Raw genomic sequence first — 17,426 nt, 5'->3', positions numbered from 1 at the left:
TCAATTTACCTTGTTAATATAAGGGATGAAAGTTGTCATAAACGTCAAAAGTGGGGGTGTAGCTCAGTTGGGAGAGCACCTGCCTTGCAAGCAGGGGGTCAGGAGTTCAAGTCTCCTCATCTCCACCATTTTTTTACCGGGCTTGTAGCTCAGGTGGTTAGAGCGCACGCCTGATAAGCGTGAGGTCGGAGGTTCAAGTCCTCCCAAGCCCACCAGAATAACTTTTCAGGATGTTCTGTTTTATTTGAACGGAATGTCATTGGAAGCATGGTCATTGAAAACAGCATAGTGTATAAAAGAAAACATACAATTTCAGATGTAACAACATGAAAAACGTAAGTTTAAAGGATCGTAGTCTTTAGGGACTACAAGACTATTGACGAAGTTCTACTGTCAGTAGTTAAGGATCAAGAAATGAAGGGCACAGGGCGGATGCCTTGGCACTCAGAGCCGATGAAGGACGCGACAAGCTGCGAAAAGCTGCGTGAAGGTGCACATAACCGTTGAAGCGCAGATATCCGAATGGGGAAACCCGGCTGACAGAAGGTCAGTCACCATGGACTGAATACATAGGTTCATGGAGGGAACCCGGGGAACTGAAACATCTCATTACCCGGAGGAAAAGAAAGAAACATCGATTCCTTGAGTAGCGGCGAGCGAAAGAGGAAGAGCCCGGATTACAACAAATTTCTATTTTTAGCCGAACGGCCTGGGAAGGCCGGACGAAGAGGGTGAGATCCCCGTAGGCGAAAGGAATAGGAGTGGGTAATCGACGAGTACCACGGGACACGTGAAACCCTGTGGGAATATGGGGGGCCCACCCCCCAAGGCTAAATACTACTGAGTGACCGATAGCGAACAGTACCGTGAGGGAAAGGTGAAAAGAACCCCGGAAGGGGAGTGAAATAGAAACTGAAACCCTGTGCCTACAAGCAGCCGGAGCGCAAGTGACGGTGTGCTTTTTGTAGAACGGGCCAACGAGTTACGGTATGCAGCAAGGTTAAGTGCTTCAGGCACGGAGCCGCAGGGAAACCGAGTCTTAACAGGGCGACTAGTTGTATGCCGTAGACCCGAAACCGTGTGATCTATCCATGACCAGGATGAAGCTTGGGTAAAACCAAGTGGAGGTCCGAACCAGTGTCTGTTGAAAAAGGCTTGGATGAGTTGTGGATAGGGGTGAAATTCCAATCGAACACGGAGATAGCTGGTTCTCCCCGAAATAGCTTTAGGGCTAGCGTTGTAGAGAGAGTGATGGAGGTAGAGCACTGAATTGGCTAGGGGGCGTAGAGCTTACTGAACCATATCAAACTCCGAATGCCATACACTTATATACGGCAGTCAGACTATGGGAGATAAGTTTCATAGTCGAAAGGGAAACAGCCCAGACCATCCGCTAAGGTCCCGAAGTCCAGATTAAGTGGGAAAGGATGTGCAACTGCATAAACAACCAGGATGTTGGCTTAGAAGCAGCCATACATTTAAAGAGTGCGTAATAGCTCACTGGTCGAGTGGTTGTGCGCCGAAAATAAACGGGGCTAAAATCTGGCACCGAAGCGATGGATTATGGTACTACCATAGTGGTAGGGGAGCAATGTCTGCGGGGCGAAGCTTATTCGTAAGGATAGGTGGACTTCAGACAAGAGAGAATGTTGGCATGAGTAGCGAAAGTGAAGTGAGAATCTTCACCATCGAAAGCCCAAGGTTTCCTGAGGAAGGCTCGTCCGCTCAGGGTAAGTCGGGGCCTAAGCCGAGGCTGGATAGCGTAGGCGATGGACAACAGGTTGAAATTCCTGTACCACCTTTAATTGTTTGAGAGATGGAGTGACACAGAAGGATAAGCGAACCCGGCGATTGGAAGAGCCGGGCCAAGCGTCGAGGCTTACAGAGGAGGCAAATCCCCTTTGTTATAAGGCTGAGGCGTGATGGGGAACGAAAAACAAGTAGGGAAGTCGCTGATTTCACGCTGTCGAGAAAAGCTTCTATTGAGAGAGAAGGTGCCCGTACCGTAAACCGACACAGGTAGGCGAGGAGAGAATCCTAAGATGAGCGGGAGAAGTGTTGTTAAGGAACTCGGCAAAATGACTCCGTAACTTCGGGAGAAGGAGTGCCCCTTTAGGGGGGCCGCAGAGAAGAGGCTCAAGCGACTGTTTAGCAAAAACACAGGTCTCTGCTAAATCGAAAGATGACGTATAGGGGCTGACGCCTGCCCGGTGCTGGAAGGTTAAGAGGAGTGCTTAGCGGTAACGCGAAGGTGCGAATTTAAGCCCCAGTAAACGGCGGCCGTAACTATAACGGTCCTAAGGTAGCGAAATTCCTTGTCAGGTAAGTTCTGACCCGCACGAAAGGCGTAACGATTTGAGCGCTGTCTCGACAACACACCCGGTGAAATTGTAGTACTCGTGAAGATGCGAGTTACCCGCGACAGGACGGAAAGACCCCGTAGAGCTTTACTGCAATCTGGCATTGGATTCTGGTAGTAGACGTACAGGATAGGTGGGAGGCATTGAGTTTGGGACGCCAGTCTCGAAGGAGCCGCTGTTGGGATACCACCCTTGTACTATTGGAATTCTAACAAGTGTCCGTAATCCGGACATTGGACCGTGTCAGATGGGCAGTTTGACTGGGGCGGTCGCCTCCAAAAATGTATCGGAGGCGCCCAAAGTTACCCTCAGGATGGTTGGAAACCATCTGTTAGAGTGCAAAGGCAAAAGGGTGATTGACTGCGAGAGAGACATCTCGAGCAGGGACGAAAGTCGGGCTTAGTGATCCGGTGGTACCGAGTGGAAGGGCCATCGCTCAACGGATAAAAGCTACCTCGGGGATAACAGGCTTATCTCCCCCAAGAGTCCACATCGACGGGGAGGTTTGGCACCTCGATGTCGGCTCGTCTCATCCTGGGGCTGAAGCAGGTCCCAAGGGTTGGGCTGTTCGCCCATTAAAGAGGCACGCGAGCTGGGTTCAGAACGTCGTGAGACAGTTCGGTCCCTATCCGTCGTGGGCGTTAGATATTTGAGAGGAGCTGTTCCTAGTACGAGAGGACCGGAATGGACAAACCACTGGTGCACCAGTTGTCCCGCCAGGGGCATAGCTGGGTAGCTAAGTTTGGAAGGGATAAGTGCTGAAGGCATCTAAGCACGAAGCCCCCCTCAAGATAAGATATCTCACCGCAAGGTTAAGGCTCCTGGTAGACGACCAGGTCGATAGGCTGGAAGTGGAAGTATGGCAACATATGGAGCGGACCAGTACTAATCAGCCGAGGTCTTGATCCAAAAGAATTTATACACTGTGCTGTTTCGAGTGACCATGTCACTGGAAAGAAAAATAAATAAGCTAATTTGCTCCGTAACGATAGCAGAGGGGTCACACCTGTTCCCATACCGAACACAGAAGTAAAGTCCTCTAGCGCCTAAAGTACTTGGTGGGTGACTGCCTGGGAGGATAGGACGTTGCGGGGCATGAATATTCCTCAGTAGCTCAACGGTGGAGCACTCGGCTGTTAACCGATAGGCTGCTGGTTCGAATCCAGCCTGGGGAGCCATTTAGTCAAACAAGCGGGTGTGAGACACCGTTTCAGATCCGCTAAATTTAATAAGGCCCCTTGGTCAAGCGGTTAAGACACCGCCCTTTCACGGCGGTAACAGGAGTTCGATTCTCCTAGGGGTCACCAATAATGCGGCCTGGTAGTTCAGTTGGTTAGAATGCCAGCCTGTCACGCTGGAGGTCGAGAGTTCGAGTCTCTTCCAGGTCGCCATTTCTCAACAGAAGAATAGCAACACTATATATTTAAGCTGATGTGGCTCAATTGGCAGAGCAGCTGATTTGTAATCAGCAGGTTAACGGTTCAAGTCCGTTCATCAGCTCCATTTTTTTGTTTAAATATCGTGGGAGAATGCCCGAGTGGCTAAAGGGGGCGGACTGTAAATCCGTTGACAACGTCTACGATGGTTCGAATCCATCTTCTCCCACCATTTTTAATATATGACCCATTAGCTCAGTTGGTATAAGCAGAGAACCAAAAATGCACGACGACAGGAGTGAACATTTTTGTGTGAATCGCTAAGTCAGGCAGACAAAGTGCTTGTGCGTCCGGCTGAAGACGATCAAAAATTAAATACATTCATGACCCATTAGCTCAGTTGGTAGAGCATCTGACTTTTAATCAGGGTGTCGGGCGTTCAAGTCGCCCATGGGTCACCATTTCAATATAAAACGAGTTTAGCGCTCGATTAAGAAAGCAAGGAATTGTCTGTGACTGATTCCTTGCTTTTGTTTTTTTGTTTTAGTAGACCATTGACACAAAATAATCCCTTAATTTCCTGACTAAATCTGGCATTTATTTGTAAGCGTCAATTACAGACCACATACCAACCAAATAAAAAAACTGATACAATTCTTTCAAACTATTAAAGGAAGGATTGTATTTTTTATGGAGAAAAGTGAAAATCGGATACTCTGGGAAGAGCGGATCAAAGCACAATTGGCAAGTGGACTGACGCAGCGGCAGTGGTGCGAAAAGAATAATCTTGCTTTGAGTGCATTCCGATACTGGAAACTGAGAATCAGCAAAGCAAACCGGGATCTAAATGATCTGGAACCCCAGGAGTTTGCCGAAGAAACAGTCAACTTTGCCGGAATTGTTATTGCGCCGGAAATATCATTTAAAAAACCTTTATCTGGAACCCCAAAAGTAATAGAAATCCGGATTTCAGATGTGGTTGTTATGATACCGCCTGAATTTTCAGAGAATCATCTTACAAATATAATTAGCGCAATCAGAAAGGCCTGATCCATGTTGACAGGCCTCAACTCCGGAAATGTGCATATAGCTCTGGGAGCCACCGATCTCAGAAAAAGTATCGATGGACTGTCCCTGATTGTCAGGGAAGTTCTGAAAGAAGATCCCTTTTCCATGCACCTGTTTGCATTCTGCAATAAACGCAGGAATCTGATTAAAATCCTGGTATGGGATCAGACCGGCTTCTGGATTCATTATAAACGTCTGGAAAACGGCTGTTTCCAGTGGCCGGAAAAAAGTGGCGCCCCTTCCATTGTTGTGACTGAAAGAAGTTTCCGGTGGTTGCTGGATGGACTGACCCTTGATGAAAAACAGGCGCATCCGCCAGTGAAACAGCGGATTTTAATCTGAAAAATAAGGTTGAAAAAGCTTTTTTTGTCAGCTGATCTATGGTATAATAGCATCATAAAACGGCGATATTATGCCAATCATAAGTAATTGGAGTGGATAATGACAGGAAAGCGGTATAAGCATCAGATGGGTAAAGAAAACAGTTTAACAGAAACAGAAACACAAGATCCGGCACTGGATTTTTTATCTGTCATCACTGAACTTCAGAGTGAAAACACTCGGCTGAATTCAGAACTTGAAGAAGCGCAGGCAAAAATTAAATGGTACGAAGAACAGTTGCGTCTGAATGCCCAGAAGCGCTTCGGCAAATCCGCTGACACTGTCATAATTGAAAACCAGATCTCTTTTTTTAATGAGCCGGAGGTGACGAAACGCCCTGAGCAGGAAGAACCATCCATCGAAGTGGCTACCCACCGCCGTAAAAAGCGGGGACTGAACCGGGATTCTTTTGATGATCTGCCGGTTGAACGCATTGTTTATGATCTTAATGAAGATGAGAAAGTATGCCCTGTGTGTGACCATTCACTGCATCAGATGAAGGAGGAAGTGCGCCAGGAGCTCAAAGTGATTCCCGCCAAAGTGGTGCGGGTGGAACATGTCAGAAAAGTGTATGCCTGCCGACACTGTCAGGATCATGAGATCAAAACGCCGATTATTACAGCTAAAGCGCCCAATCCGGTTATTTCGGGCAGCTTTGTTTCGCCAAGTCTGCTTGCTTATATTCTATACCAGAAATTTGCGGCAGCCCTGCCTCTTTACCGGCAGGAGCAGACCTTTAAACACTTTGGCATTGAACTGTCCCGCGCGACGATGTCCAACTGGATCATCAAAGGCAGTGAGCGTTACCTTGAACCCCTCTACCGGCTGATGAAAAAACATCTGGAAAAAGAAAGCTTTCTGATGGCTGATGAGACATCACTGAAAGTTCTGACTAAAGATGGGGAAGCCTGTACCAGCAAGGCCTATATGTGGCTGTATCGTCCCGGGAAATACGGAAAACCCATGGCGTTGTTTGAATATCAGCCGTCCCGGAGTGGCAAACACCCCAAAAATTTCCTTGAAAATTTCAAAGGAATCCTTCAAACGGACGGTTATGACGGCTATAACAGCGTAACCGATATTACCCGGGTCTGCTGCTTTGCCCATGCCAGACGTCAATACACTGATGCGCTAAAAGCATTGCCAAAAGGGACTATAAAAACCGAAACCGAAGCCTGGCAGGCCGTTCAGATGATAGGTGAAATGTTTGTCTTTGAGAAAGCGCTGTTAAAAGAAGACCTGACCCCGAAAGAGCGTAAGGAGCGACGGGAAAAAGAGCTTAAACCGCTGATGACAGCTTATTTCGCATGGGTAAAATTAATGTCGCAGAATACCCTTCCCAAAAGCGCCTTTGGAAAAGCGCTCAACTACAGTCTCAAACACCAGACTGTACTGGAAAACATTTTGCTTGACGGCCAATGTGAACTTTCCACCAACATTGCCGAACAACAGATCAAGCCTTTTGTTGTGGCCAGAAAAAACTTTCTTTTCTGTAAAACAGCCAATGGTGCCAAAGCTTCCGCCACTGCCTTCAGCCTGATCCAGAGTGCCAAACTTAATGAGCTCAACCCTTATGAATATCTCAAATTTCTCTTTGAACGTCTGCCGGATATAAACTGCGATGACGAGGTCGCACTGGAACCTTTTCTTCCCTGGTCCGATCAGCTGCCCGAGATCTGCCGCCAGTCCTTGGCCCAAACTAATCAGCATCAATAAACCAATAAAGAAGTTCGACTTGCGAGATGATTTTTATCATTATCTCATATGTCGAGCTTCTTTTCTATGTGGTTTGTATTTGACGCTTACCTATATATTTAAGCTGATGTGGCTCAATTGGCAGAGCAGCTGATTTGTAATCAGCAGGTTAACGGTTCAAGTCCGTTCATCAGCTCCATTTTTTTGTTTAAATATCGTGGGAGAATGCCCGAGTGGCTAAAGGGGGCGGACTGTAAATCCGTTGACAACGTCTACGATGGTTCGAATCCATCTTCTCCCACCATTTTTAATATATGACCCATTAGCTCAGTTGGTAGAGCATCTGACTTTTAATCAGGGTGTCGGGCGTTCAAGTCGCCCATGGGTCACCATTTCAATATAAAACGAGTTTAGCGCTCGATTAAGAAAGCAAGGAATTGTCTGTGACTGATTCCTTGCTTTTGTTTTTTTGTTTTAGTAGACCATTGACACAAAATAATCCCTTAATTTCCTGACTAAATCTGGCATTTATTTGATATAATTAAATAAAACGAAAGGAAATAATTAGAGTATACATGAAAATTCTAATGCTTTCTATAGGTTCAAGGGGAGACTGTGAGCCTTTTCTTGGTGTTGGCGAAATGTTGCGTTCTTTTGGAGAAGACGTTATATGCGCCTTTCCTGAACAATACAGAAGTTTGGCAGAAGAATCCGGATTTTCATTCTATTCTCTGGATTCAGAGTTTATTGATTTATTAAATACAGACGTTGGCAGAGAGGCAATGGGCGGAGGCGGCAGTGGTTTAAGAAAAGCCAAAACGCTAATGGACTTGTCGAAAAAGTCCATGCCGATTCAGAAGAAATTGATAGATTTGCAGTTTGAAATTATTAAGCATGTTAAACCGGATTGTATTATATTTCATCCTAAGGTGACAGTGGCACTACCCTGGCATCTTAAAACTGGAGGAAAAATAGCAATGCTCTCGCCAGTGCCCTGTATGATTCATGAAGTCAAGGGCCACTCAAATGTTGGAATTAATAAAAACTTAGGGAGGCTATTTAACCCTTTAACTTATAAACTGGCGAATTATGGTACTGCAACCGCAGTCATGATGGCAGTAAAGAAATACTTTCCTAAAGAGTATTCGAAGAAACAGATTAATCGTGAATTGCTTAAAATGAAAATATTTTATACAGTATCCTCATCCTTGTTTAAAAAGCCTGTCTATTGGCCGGAAAATGCAATGGTCGCAGGTTTTTGGGAACGTAATAAATCTCATGTCTGGGAGCCTCCTAAAGACCTGTTAACTTTTTTTGAGCAGCACGAAAAAATCATATTTATCACTTTTGGCAGCATGGTGAATCCTAATCCAATAAAAATTACAGAATTATTTCTAGACGTATTAAATGAATGTGGCCTATCAGCTATTATAAATACAAATGGGGGTGGTTTAGTTCGTATTGAAAGTAAAAATCTCAAGAATGTATATTTTGTAGACGGGATTCCATACGACTGGGCATTTTCACATATGTATGCAGTAGTTCACCATGGCGGGGCGGGTACGACACATTCGGCAATTAAAGCGGGTTGTGCAACAATGACGATCCCACATACGGCAGACCAGCCTATGTGGGATGAAATAATCTTTACTTCGGGTGCAGGTCCTAAGGGAATTCCGATTGGAAAGCTCAACAAGAATAATCTAAAGTCAAATTTACTTGACTTGGCTAATAATCCTTCATACAAATTAAAAGCAGAAGAATTAGCAGAGGAGATGAAAAAAGAGAATTTTGATGATGAATTATACCAGTTTATAAAATCATGAGAATATTGGCTAATTCTTAAGAGGATGATATAGCTTTGTAATAATTATTACTTCATATAAAAAATATAAAATAATGGATTAGGCTTACATAAAGTATATTTTTAGTCTTATAGTTTAAAGTACCATATTAAAATTTAGCAAATATATTATTTTTTTCTGAAATTATATCATTGATAAGGAGAAGAAATGGGAAGAGAGTCTAACAACTATATTCGAAATATTATTAACATTATTTTAATTTTACTTCAACTGGCCATTTTTGGATTTGTTTTTATTCGGATTCTTGATTATGCATATCAGGTAATTTGGGTCATACAAGTATTAGCAATTTTATTGGTTTTAAGTATTGTCTACAAAAGAAATATTACATCATTCAAAATCTCTTGGATTATTTTTATTTTGACACTACCGGTATTGGGGATAATTTTATATTTATTATGGGGCAACAAACATATAACAAGAAAAAATAGAGAGACCTGGGAGAAAAACAATGAAAATACAATAAATCAACTAAAACAAAATCGGGAACTTTATACATCAATTAATAATCCCGGTTTTATTAAAGAAATCAACTTGATCAATCATTTAACAGGATTGCCAGTCTGGACAAATACCAAATCTACCTATTTGAAGCTTGGCGAAATCATGCATGAAGAGCATCTTAAACTGATTAATTCTGCAAAAAAGTATATATTCACTGAGTACTTTATCATGGCTCGCGGTAAAATGTATGATGAGATGATGGGTGCTTTAATCAAAAAAGCTCATGAAGGTCTTGAAGTTAGGATGATGGTCGATGAGATGGGAAGTTTTGGAGTTCTACCTAAAGATTTCTATAAAGTATGTTCTGAAAATGGAATCACAGTAATTCCTTTCAACCCTCTCTCTCGTTCCATATATAAATTTATCAGTTTTCGCGATCATCGAAAAATTACGATAGCCGATGGTAATAGAGCAATTGTTGGTGGTATAAACATTGGAGATGAATATATCAATGCAATAGTCAAACATGGACATTGGAAAGATATGGCAGTAAAATTAGAAGGGGATGCTGTCAATTCACTAGTTGCCCTCTATCTGAATATGTGGGATAATCTTTCCGGCCAACCCAGTGTTTTAGAAAGATATAGGGGTGAGTCTTTAAATATTGAAACTGATGACCTGGTTATGCCTTTTGGCGATGGACCAATGAATGAGAAAAATCCTGCTGAAAATATGTACATGAGTCTATTTGCCAATGCTAAAGAATATATTTATATTTCTACACCATATCTGATTTTAAATTCGGATATGATTAATTGCATTCAGATGGCTGCACGTGCTGGAGTTGATGTTAGAATTATGACACCTGGTATAGCAGATAAAGCGATTGTTCACAAAACAACCCGTTCATTCTATGGTGACCTGCTGGCTGAGGGTGTAAAAATATATGAATATACTCCGGGTTTCCTGCATGGAAAAGTATTGGTCAGCGATGATGAAGTCTGTATGATTGGTTCGATAAACATGGATTATCGCAGCCTTACATGGAACTATGAATCAGCAGCTTGGATTAATAGTCCCAGCACGGTATCAGATGTAAAACAAGACTTTTTCTCAATTATGGATGAGTGTAAAGAAATTAAGCTTGAAGATTGGGAAAACAGTTCATTTTTCACCCATTTGGGTCAAGCAATGTTACGGATCGTTGCACCGTTGATGTAATTATTTATTGTATAAATAATTACTTTTAAAGTCAGTGTTTGCGTGGGAAGCGGGAAGACGATTTATTTAAAACTAGGAGGATAAAATGAAAAAAAGAATTGGTTTAAGTCTTATCGTGTTATTGGCTTTTGGGTTACTAACAGGCTGTGCCTCTGATAGCAGCACAGAAACCACTGACTTGGCTGTAGATGGTATATCCTTTACTGCAGAGATTGATGAAGTCAGCGATACTGAACTTTTAGTAACGGTACTTGATGATGAAAACTATGATCAGGCGCGTATAAATTTGGATGGTTTAGAAGGTTTAGACTTTGAACCTGAAGTAGGGCAAACGATTGCCGTCACTGTAAAAAATCAGATGGGTATGAGTATGCCGCCCTTTATGAATCCCATTTCAATCGAACTAAAAAAATAAAAATAGTCCAGACGTTGATATGATCCCCTAAAGTAGAACGATAAACACAATCTACTTAAATGGGGGTCATATCATTGATTTCTGGACTGTTTTTATTTTTGGTAATATTTGTCTAGAATCAGCATGATTTCATCGATTTTTTCATCACCTTTTCCTTCTACAAAAGCTTCTTTCACACAGTTTTGCAAATGTTTTTCTAGAATTTCCAGATTTGCTTTTTTAAGAATCGCTGTTACTGCTAAAATTTGTTTAGAAATGTCGATACAATAACGGTCATCTTCAAGCATTTTAAGAATACCATCAATCTGGCCGCGGGCAGTTTTCAGGAGATTTGTTTCTTTAGTCCGGTCGATTTTTGACATTGCTATTCCTTTATAGTTGCGGGATATCCAGCGTCATTAATAGCTTTAACCAGTGGTGACAGGTCAGTATCCTCAGCTGCCATAAATTTTGCTTCTGCCTGTTCAAGTAAAACCTCAGGATTTTTGACATAGTCAAATTCCTGTAAAATTCCCATTACCCGTTTTACACAATGTTGACAGCTCATTTCTTTAACTTCAAGTACAAAATTTTTCATTTTTATTCCTTCTTTCTTCATTTCTGCCATTTCAGCATTTACCATTATGGCTGGAGGAACATCCTCTTTTTTTACAATTTCTGCTTTGGTTACAAACTTAGGTTTAAAAGCTTTAAGGGATAAAGCATTAAGGACGACTGAGACTGAGCTTAAACTCATAGCAGCCGCGGCGATCATCGGATTGAGCGTCAAACCGAGAGGGATATAAAGCAAACCCGCAGCGACTGGGATTCCAATGGTATTATAAATCAGAGCCCAAAAAAGATTTTGTTTGATGTTTTTCAAAGTTGCCCGGCTGAGTTGAACAGCAGAGACAATATTCAAAAGATCATCTTGCATCAAGACGACATCTGCAGATTCAATTGCAATATCAGTTCCGTTACCGATAGCAATTCCTACATCGCTTTGTGCAAGAGCAGGTGCATCATTGATTCCGTCACCAACCATGATGACTTGCTGTCCCTTGTTTTGTAAGGCCATAATGACTCCAGACTTTTCATCAGGCAGGACATTTGCTTTGACATGTTCAATACTGAACTTTTTGGCAATTGCTTCTGCAGTCCTTTCATTATCACCGGTTAACATATGTATATCAAGCCCCATGTTTTTGAGTTCTGCGATAGCCTGCCGACTGTTTGCTTTGATAGTATCGGCAACCGCTACAATCCCTTTTATCTCGCGATCCCAGGCAACTAAGAGCGGTGTTTTACCAGCATCGGAAAATTGATTATAAGCAGCAATAATTTCTTCATTTAAACTTAGATCATCATTTTGCATCATTTTTGGATTACCTATTAAGACAATCGTTTTATTGATTTCTCCAGAAATACCCATTCCCGGAATCGCTAAGAATTTTTCTACTGCGAGCAAAGGAAGATCGTTAGCATATTTTAAAATAGCTTCGCTTAGTGGATGTTCTGACATTTTTTCAATAGAAGCCATTTTAGTAATTAGTTCATTATCGGAAATATCTTTATCAAAAATCAATAAATCTGTAACTGAGGGCTTTCCTTCTGTTAAAGTTCCAGTCTTATCGAAGACAATCGCTTTAGACTTACCAAGTATTTCAAGAGCAGGTCCGTTTTTAAATAGGATACCTTTTTCGGCGCCCTTTCCGGTTCCAACCATAATGGCGGTTGGAGTGGCCAGTCCTAAAGCGCAAGGACAGGAAATAACCAGAACAGTAATACCAATACCAAGTGCGAATGAAAAACCATAGCCCAGCAATAACCAAATAAGAAAACTTAAAAGAGAAACGCCCATCACTGCTGGCACAAAATAGCGACTCACCTCATCAGCAATTCTGGCAATAGGTGCTTTTGAAGATTGCGCTTCTTCGACTAGTTTGATGATACGGTTTAAAGTTGTATCCTGACCGATTTTTTCAGCTTTAAATTTGAAAGCGCCGGTTTTATTGATGCTTCCGGCAATTACCTGATCACCTACCTTTTTTTCTACAGGAATACTCTCACCGGTCAGTAAAGACTCATCGATACTTGAACTTCCTGAGATAATTTTACCGTCAACAGGAATACGATCGCCTGGACGAATAATAATGGTATCGCCAACCTGTAGCGTTTCAAGAGTGACTTCGACTTCCTCACCGTTTTTTAGAATACGTGCAGAATCTGGTACCAGTTCAATTAGTTTTTCGATGGCTGATGAAGTACGTCCTTTTGCTCTCGTTTCAAAATATTTTCCTAAAGTGATCAAGGTCAGAATGACTGCTGTTGATTCAAAGTAAAGCGAGTGAGCATACTGGTGAATGAGTTCAGTATTCTGATAAGAAAAGCCATAAGAAAGTGCATATAATACTATCATCCCATAACCGAATGAAGCAGTGGTACCAACAGCGACCAAAGAATCCATGTTGGGAATTCTTTTAATCAGTGCCTTGAACCCATTTGTGTAAAATTGACGATTTATAATCATAACGGGAATCGTTAAAAACATTTGCGTCAGAGCATTGATTAAAAGGTTTTTTTGTCCAGACAAAAAGCCAAAAATTGGAAGACCGATCATTGGTCCCATGGCCAGATAAAAAAGCGGAACTGTGAATATAATTGAGTAGATTAGTCGCCTTTTTACCTCCATTAATTGCTGATTAACGTCTTGAGTTCTGGACTTAGGAGGCGGACCGTTTTCCTTTTTTTCCTGATTTAAAAGTGTCGCACCATAACCAAGCATAATAATGGCATCAATAATCTGTTCATAAGACACTTTACTTTCATCATATTCGACAACAAGGTTTTCGGTTGAGAAATTGATGACGGCGGTTGATACCCCTTCCATTGAAGAAACTTTTCTTTCAATAGCTGCCGCACAGGCGGTACAGGTCATGCCGTCTATTTTAAATTGTTGTTTCATATACAGTGCTCCTTTCCTACCCCTGGTAGGGAGGGGCAATTCAATAATACACCTATTTCTTATTGTTGTCAAGTTACTAAATCTTATTAATAATTCTTAAAGATAATTTAACTACAGCCATTATAGTAAATTTAAATTTGTGATTGATAGAAATATTATTAGTGCTATAATGAAATGAAGGAGTTTGGGTATAAATTTCTATAGTTAAAGGATCTGACAGAAAGGAGGCTTATATGTTACATAGTGATGATGCAGATATCAATAAAGTGATTCGCGAAATTATCGATCTTGATTCTAAAGCGGTTCGGATTAAGCAAAATGTAACGGCTCGAGCTGAGACTATTGTAACTCGTACAAAAGCTCAAGTAAAAGAACATGAAAAAACAGAACTTGAACAGGCGCATTTAATAGCAGATCAGAATTATCAGTCGCAGATTGAAAGTGCCAGACAAGAGCGTGAGTCCATTGTCAACGAAATGAAAGAAGAAATTAAAAGACTTCATGAAAGTTATGATGAGAAAAAAGACGAAAAAGCTGTTGAAGTACTGGAAAAACTGTTTAATATTTCACTGAGTAGCGAATTATAATTCTTAAGGAAAAGTGTGAAGATATGTCAAATAGTAAATTTTCCTGTGTCAATACGAAAGTTCTGGCTATGACAGCCAGAAAAATAAGAGAAGATCAGTATCAGGAACTGATCAAAATGAAAAGCCTAAGCGATGTATTTATCTATTTACGTGATCATACCTATTATGGCGAGTTTTTAAAAAATATGGACCCTCAGACGCTTCATCGAACTGAAATAGAAGCACATCTTAATGATCTGAAAATAAGTCAAATTGAGAAACTCATGCATTATCTTTCCGGAAATGACAAGCTATTTCTAAAAACTTTTCTGATTAGATCAGAGGTCGAGTCCTTAAGGGTTTTGATTCGCGGTTTGTCAAGAAATGAGGATCTGGAAAAGTTAAGCCCGTTAATGATTTATTCAAAAATTCATACAAAGCTCCCTTTTGATCGACTATTGAAAGCAAAAGATTGGGAAAGTTTTAAAAAGCTTACTATCGGGACTGACTATTATCGGGTATTGGAAATTTATAAAAATATTACCGATAATGAAGAGCTGATAATGATTGAAAAAAATCTTGACCGATATTATTATGATTTGTTAAAAAATCACCTACTTAAAATTGATCAAAAAGCAAATAAGGCTTTAATTCAAGTTCAAAGGAGAAATATTGATCTTTTAAATCTGATTTGGGTTTATCGTGGTAAAAAATTCTACGGATTATCCAGGGAGGAATTGATTGCCTATTCGCTGCGTGGGGGATATGAGCTGAATGAAGAAAAATTGAATGCGCTAATTACCGCGAAAAATGTTTCCGAAATGAAAACGCTGCTTGAGAATTCAGCCTATTATTTTCTTTTGAATCATGAAAAAACGATAGATCTGTTTATGGAAAGACGTCGCGAACGTTTTATGTACTATCAGTATATGAATCTTTTTGCAAAACGGGGCGACGGAATTTCTCTGGTGATCGCGTATATTCGATTACTTGATTTCGAAGTGGAAGATATTACGTCGCTTATCGAAAGCAAGCGATACAAAATGGAACCGGAGGAAACAAAAAAATATTTAATCAGATTCTTTGAATAGAATGTGAAAGGAAGAGTTTTATGGCAATTGAAAATGTAATTATGATGGATGTTGTTGGTAAGATTTCCTATGTGGATGATTTTGCCAGAGACATGTTTCTTTTCAATGACATACAAGTTGTAGATGCCATGCACGAAATTGATATCGGACGATTTATACTTCCGATTCGTGAAGAAAACATTGGTGAGTTATTGGGTTTTGCTCAGCTGATGTCTGGCGAAGCAATGATGGATGAAAAGAATTTTCTCAAAATAATTGATAAAATGGATAAACTTTATCAAAATAGTCTGAAACTGGATATGCTTGCCATTGCCGAGAAGCCTTGTGATTTGAAAGCGGCAATGGAAAATCTGAATCGATTTGAAGCTGTTTTGGGAAAAGAATATGCAGAACTTCAGGAAATGGAAAAACAATTGAAGTCCCTGGAAAAAAGCTGGACAGCATATTCCTATCTTGACGGTCTTGAAGTAGACATGGCTGAGCTTGATGGGATGGAGAACTTTTCATATCAGATTGGATCGGTATCAAAGGATAATGCATCCCGTTTAAAAAGCATTTATAATAGCGTGACTTCTATTGTTTTTCATGTTGGAAACACCAAGGACGGTAATGAAGAAGTATTTGTGATAATTTCTCCTAAGGATTTGGAAATTGAATCAGATAGAATTTTAAAAGCCTTGAACTTTAAAACAATCGAAGGTTTTAATGAAAAGTACAGTCGCTCCCCGATAGAAAATCTCAAACTGATCAAATCGGAAATCAGTGAGTTGGAAATCAAATACCGCAAACTTTCAAGCAGTTTTTCTAAACAACTCGAAGAAAATAGGGAAGCCGCTGTCGAGACTTACAATACCATTGGACTTTTTGCCAATTTAAGTGTTATTAAGAAAAGTATGGCATTTAGCGAAGAAAATTTTTATTTTTCAGGTTGGATTTCGGCAAAAGAGAAGCAGAAAATGGAAAAAATTCTATCTCGTTACCCTGATATAATTATCATGTTTTCAGATCCCAAAGACCGTACAGGAAAAACACCAACTAAGTTGAAAAATAACTGGATGATCAAACCCTTTGAAAATCTGGTAAAGATGTATGGGGTTCCCTCTTATAATGAGCTTGATCCGACCCCGTTTCTAAGTATTTCATATCTGCTTTGCTTCGGATTTATGTTTGGGGATGTAGGGCAGGGGATGGTAATGGCATTGGCAGGTTTTATTTTAGGAAGAAAAGGTGTTGAACTTGGAAAAGTGCTGATTCGTTTAGGACTGATAGCCTCTTTTTTCGGCTTTATGTATGGCAGTATCTTTGGAAACGAAGAGTTATTAACCCCTCTTTGGGTTTCTCCTTTTCACGATGAAAATACAGTATTGATTACCGGGGTAATAATTGGTATTGGTATGCTACTGATAGCGTATATTTACAGTATTGCCAACAAATTAAAAATAAAAGATTACAAAGAAGGACTTTTTGGAAAGAACGGTCTCTGCGGATTCTTCTTATATAGTTCAATTCTGGCACTGGCTGGTTTGAATTTGACAGGTATGTCATTCGCTTCAGTACTAAATCCAGTCCTGATCTTTACGGCATGTATTTTAGTCTTTATTGTATTAATCAGAGAACCCCTGGTTAACGCATTTATTTATCATAAACCATTATATGATGAAGGTGCATCTGATTATTATGTGGAAAGTGGGTTTGAATTATTTGAAATGTTGTTGGCAATGCTCAGCAATACTTTGTCTTTCATCCGAGTTGGTGCATTTGCTCTGACCCATGTTGGTTTATTTATGGCTTTTCAGACTCTGGCTATTATGGTTCATAATGAACTAATTGGAGCTGGAATTCTGATTTTTGCCAACGTTCTTATAATTGCACTGGAAGGTTTAATTGTCTTTATTCAGGCACTGCGTCTTCAATTCTATGAATTATTCAGTAAATATTATACCGGAGATGGTGTAGAATTTATTCCGGTAAGACTTCAGATTAATTTATTTTAAGGAGAA

Annotated in this window: 11 protein-coding genes, 11 tRNA genes and 2 rRNA genes; 22 read left to right on the top strand and 2 right to left on the bottom strand. The window is 40.7% G+C overall.

The window, feature by feature from the left end; genetic code table 11:
- Positions 1 to 52 precede the first annotated feature (52 nt).
- From Q5O24_10175 to Q5O24_10085, 19 genes are all read left to right on the top strand, one after another.
- Positions 53 to 128, top strand: a tRNA-Ala gene (locus Q5O24_10175).
- A 10-nt stretch (positions 129 to 138) separates the two neighbouring features.
- Positions 139 to 215, top strand: a tRNA-Ile gene (locus Q5O24_10170).
- Between the two features lie 190 nt (positions 216 to 405).
- Positions 406 to 3,269: ribosomal RNA gene (locus Q5O24_10165) — 23S ribosomal RNA — on the top strand.
- A gap of 69 nt (positions 3,270 to 3,338) precedes the next feature.
- A 5S ribosomal RNA gene (rrf, locus tag Q5O24_10160) occupies positions 3,339 to 3,455 on the top strand.
- Positions 3,456 to 3,463: 8 nt separating this feature from the next.
- Positions 3,464 to 3,538: transfer RNA gene (locus Q5O24_10155), tRNA-Asn, on the top strand.
- A gap of 54 nt (positions 3,539 to 3,592) precedes the next feature.
- A tRNA-Glu gene (locus Q5O24_10150) sits at positions 3,593 to 3,667 on the top strand.
- Between the two features lie 7 nt (positions 3,668 to 3,674).
- Positions 3,675 to 3,751: transfer RNA gene (locus tag Q5O24_10145), tRNA-Asp, on the top strand.
- Positions 3,752 to 3,787: 36 nt separating this feature from the next.
- A tRNA-Thr gene (locus Q5O24_10140) sits at positions 3,788 to 3,863 on the top strand.
- 20 nt (positions 3,864 to 3,883) lie between these two features.
- A tRNA-Tyr gene (locus Q5O24_10135) sits at positions 3,884 to 3,968 on the top strand.
- A 153-nt stretch (positions 3,969 to 4,121) separates the two neighbouring features.
- Positions 4,122 to 4,197: transfer RNA gene (locus Q5O24_10130), tRNA-Lys, on the top strand.
- Positions 4,198 to 4,426: 229 nt separating this feature from the next.
- Entirely contained in the window at positions 4,427 to 4,786 is a 360-nt protein-coding gene (locus tag Q5O24_10125; GenBank protein ID WKY46730.1) for a hypothetical protein, read from the top strand.
- A gap of 3 nt (positions 4,787 to 4,789) precedes the next feature.
- Entirely contained in the window at positions 4,790 to 5,146 is a 357-nt protein-coding gene (gene tnpB / locus Q5O24_10120; protein ID WKY46729.1) for an IS66 family insertion sequence element accessory protein TnpB, read from the top strand.
- A gap of 99 nt (positions 5,147 to 5,245) precedes the next feature.
- Positions 5,246 to 6,901 (top strand): IS66 family transposase, encoded by a 1,656-nt coding sequence (locus tag Q5O24_10115; GenBank protein ID WKY46728.1) that lies wholly within the window; start codon positions 5,246 to 5,248, stop codon positions 6,899 to 6,901.
- 102 nt (positions 6,902 to 7,003) lie between these two features.
- Positions 7,004 to 7,079, top strand: a tRNA-Thr gene (locus Q5O24_10110).
- 20 nt (positions 7,080 to 7,099) lie between these two features.
- Positions 7,100 to 7,184: transfer RNA gene (locus Q5O24_10105), tRNA-Tyr, on the top strand.
- Positions 7,185 to 7,196: 12 nt separating this feature from the next.
- A tRNA-Lys gene (locus Q5O24_10100) sits at positions 7,197 to 7,272 on the top strand.
- Positions 7,273 to 7,455: 183 nt separating this feature from the next.
- Positions 7,456 to 8,706 (top strand): glycosyltransferase, encoded by a 1,251-nt coding sequence (locus Q5O24_10095; GenBank protein ID WKY46727.1) that lies wholly within the window; start codon positions 7,456 to 7,458, stop codon positions 8,704 to 8,706.
- Positions 8,707 to 8,892: 186 nt separating this feature from the next.
- Positions 8,893 to 10,410: a cardiolipin synthase gene (cls, locus tag Q5O24_10090; protein WKY46726.1), complete on the top strand. Its 1,518-nt coding sequence runs from the start codon at positions 8,893 to 8,895 to the stop codon at positions 10,408 to 10,410.
- Between the two features lie 85 nt (positions 10,411 to 10,495).
- A complete protein-coding gene (locus Q5O24_10085; protein ID WKY46725.1) occupies positions 10,496 to 10,825 on the top strand; it encodes a hypothetical protein in 330 nt (109 codons plus the stop codon).
- Positions 10,826 to 10,917: 92 nt separating this feature from the next.
- On the opposite strand, the gene Q5O24_10080 is transcribed toward Q5O24_10085, so the two are convergent.
- The gene (locus Q5O24_10080) at positions 10,918 to 11,187 is read right to left on the bottom strand and encodes a metal-sensing transcriptional repressor (protein ID WKY46724.1); all 270 of its coding nucleotides are present in this window, start codon (positions 11,185 to 11,187) and stop codon (positions 10,918 to 10,920) included.
- Positions 11,188 to 11,189: 2 nt separating this feature from the next.
- Positions 11,190 to 13,769 carry a heavy metal translocating P-type ATPase gene (locus Q5O24_10075; protein ID WKY46723.1) on the bottom strand — a complete coding sequence of 860 codons (2,580 nt, stop codon included), beginning with the start codon at positions 13,767 to 13,769 and terminating at the stop codon, positions 11,190 to 11,192.
- Between the two features lie 233 nt (positions 13,770 to 14,002).
- Here Q5O24_10075 and Q5O24_10070 point away from each other — a divergent pair, with 233 nt between their 5' ends.
- The 3 genes from Q5O24_10070 to Q5O24_10060 are packed head-to-tail and all read left to right on the top strand — an operon-like array spanning position 14,003 to position 17,420.
- Complete coding sequence (locus Q5O24_10070) at positions 14,003 to 14,356, top strand: hypothetical protein (GenBank protein WKY46722.1); 354 nt, start codon at positions 14,003 to 14,005, stop codon at positions 14,354 to 14,356.
- Positions 14,357 to 14,379: 23 nt separating this feature from the next.
- Positions 14,380 to 15,426, top strand: coding sequence for a V-type ATPase subunit (locus Q5O24_10065; protein ID WKY46721.1), 1,047 nt, complete (start codon positions 14,380 to 14,382; stop codon positions 15,424 to 15,426).
- A 20-nt stretch (positions 15,427 to 15,446) separates the two neighbouring features.
- Entirely contained in the window at positions 15,447 to 17,420 is a 1,974-nt protein-coding gene (locus Q5O24_10060; GenBank protein WKY46720.1) for a V-type ATPase 116kDa subunit family protein, read from the top strand.
- Positions 17,421 to 17,426 lie beyond the last annotated feature (6 nt).

This window comes from Eubacteriaceae bacterium ES3, from assembly GCA_030586155.1.
Taxonomy (GTDB): Bacteria; Bacillota; Clostridia; order Eubacteriales; family Eubacteriaceae; genus Acetobacterium.
Note: the sequence above shows the minus strand (reverse complement) of the source record. Positions and strands in the feature narration are given on the sequence as shown.

What these genes read in the sequence shown, in the direction of transcription:
- Q5O24_10125 (WKY46730.1), top strand. Translation starts at nt 4,427, where the DNA reads ATGGAGAAAAGTGAAAATCGGATACTCTGGGAAGAGCGGATCAAAGCA.
- tnpB (WKY46729.1), top strand. Translation starts at nt 4,790, where the DNA reads ATGTTGACAGGCCTCAACTCCGGAAATGTGCATATAGCTCTGGGAGCC.
- Q5O24_10115 (WKY46728.1), top strand. Translation starts at nt 5,246, where the DNA reads ATGACAGGAAAGCGGTATAAGCATCAGATGGGTAAAGAAAACAGTTTA.
- Q5O24_10095 (WKY46727.1), top strand. Translation starts at nt 7,456, where the DNA reads ATGAAAATTCTAATGCTTTCTATAGGTTCAAGGGGAGACTGTGAGCCT.
- cls (WKY46726.1), top strand. Translation starts at nt 8,893, where the DNA reads ATGGGAAGAGAGTCTAACAACTATATTCGAAATATTATTAACATTATT.
- Q5O24_10085 (WKY46725.1), top strand. Translation starts at nt 10,496, where the DNA reads ATGAAAAAAAGAATTGGTTTAAGTCTTATCGTGTTATTGGCTTTTGGG.
- Q5O24_10080 (WKY46724.1), bottom strand. Translation starts at nt 11,187, where the DNA reads ATGTCAAAAATCGACCGGACTAAAGAAACAAATCTCCTGAAAACTGCC.
- Q5O24_10075 (WKY46723.1), bottom strand. Translation starts at nt 13,769, where the DNA reads ATGAAACAACAATTTAAAATAGACGGCATGACCTGTACCGCCTGTGCG.
- Q5O24_10070 (WKY46722.1), top strand. Translation starts at nt 14,003, where the DNA reads ATGTTACATAGTGATGATGCAGATATCAATAAAGTGATTCGCGAAATT.
- Q5O24_10065 (WKY46721.1), top strand. Translation starts at nt 14,380, where the DNA reads ATGTCAAATAGTAAATTTTCCTGTGTCAATACGAAAGTTCTGGCTATG.
- Q5O24_10060 (WKY46720.1), top strand. Translation starts at nt 15,447, where the DNA reads ATGGCAATTGAAAATGTAATTATGATGGATGTTGTTGGTAAGATTTCC.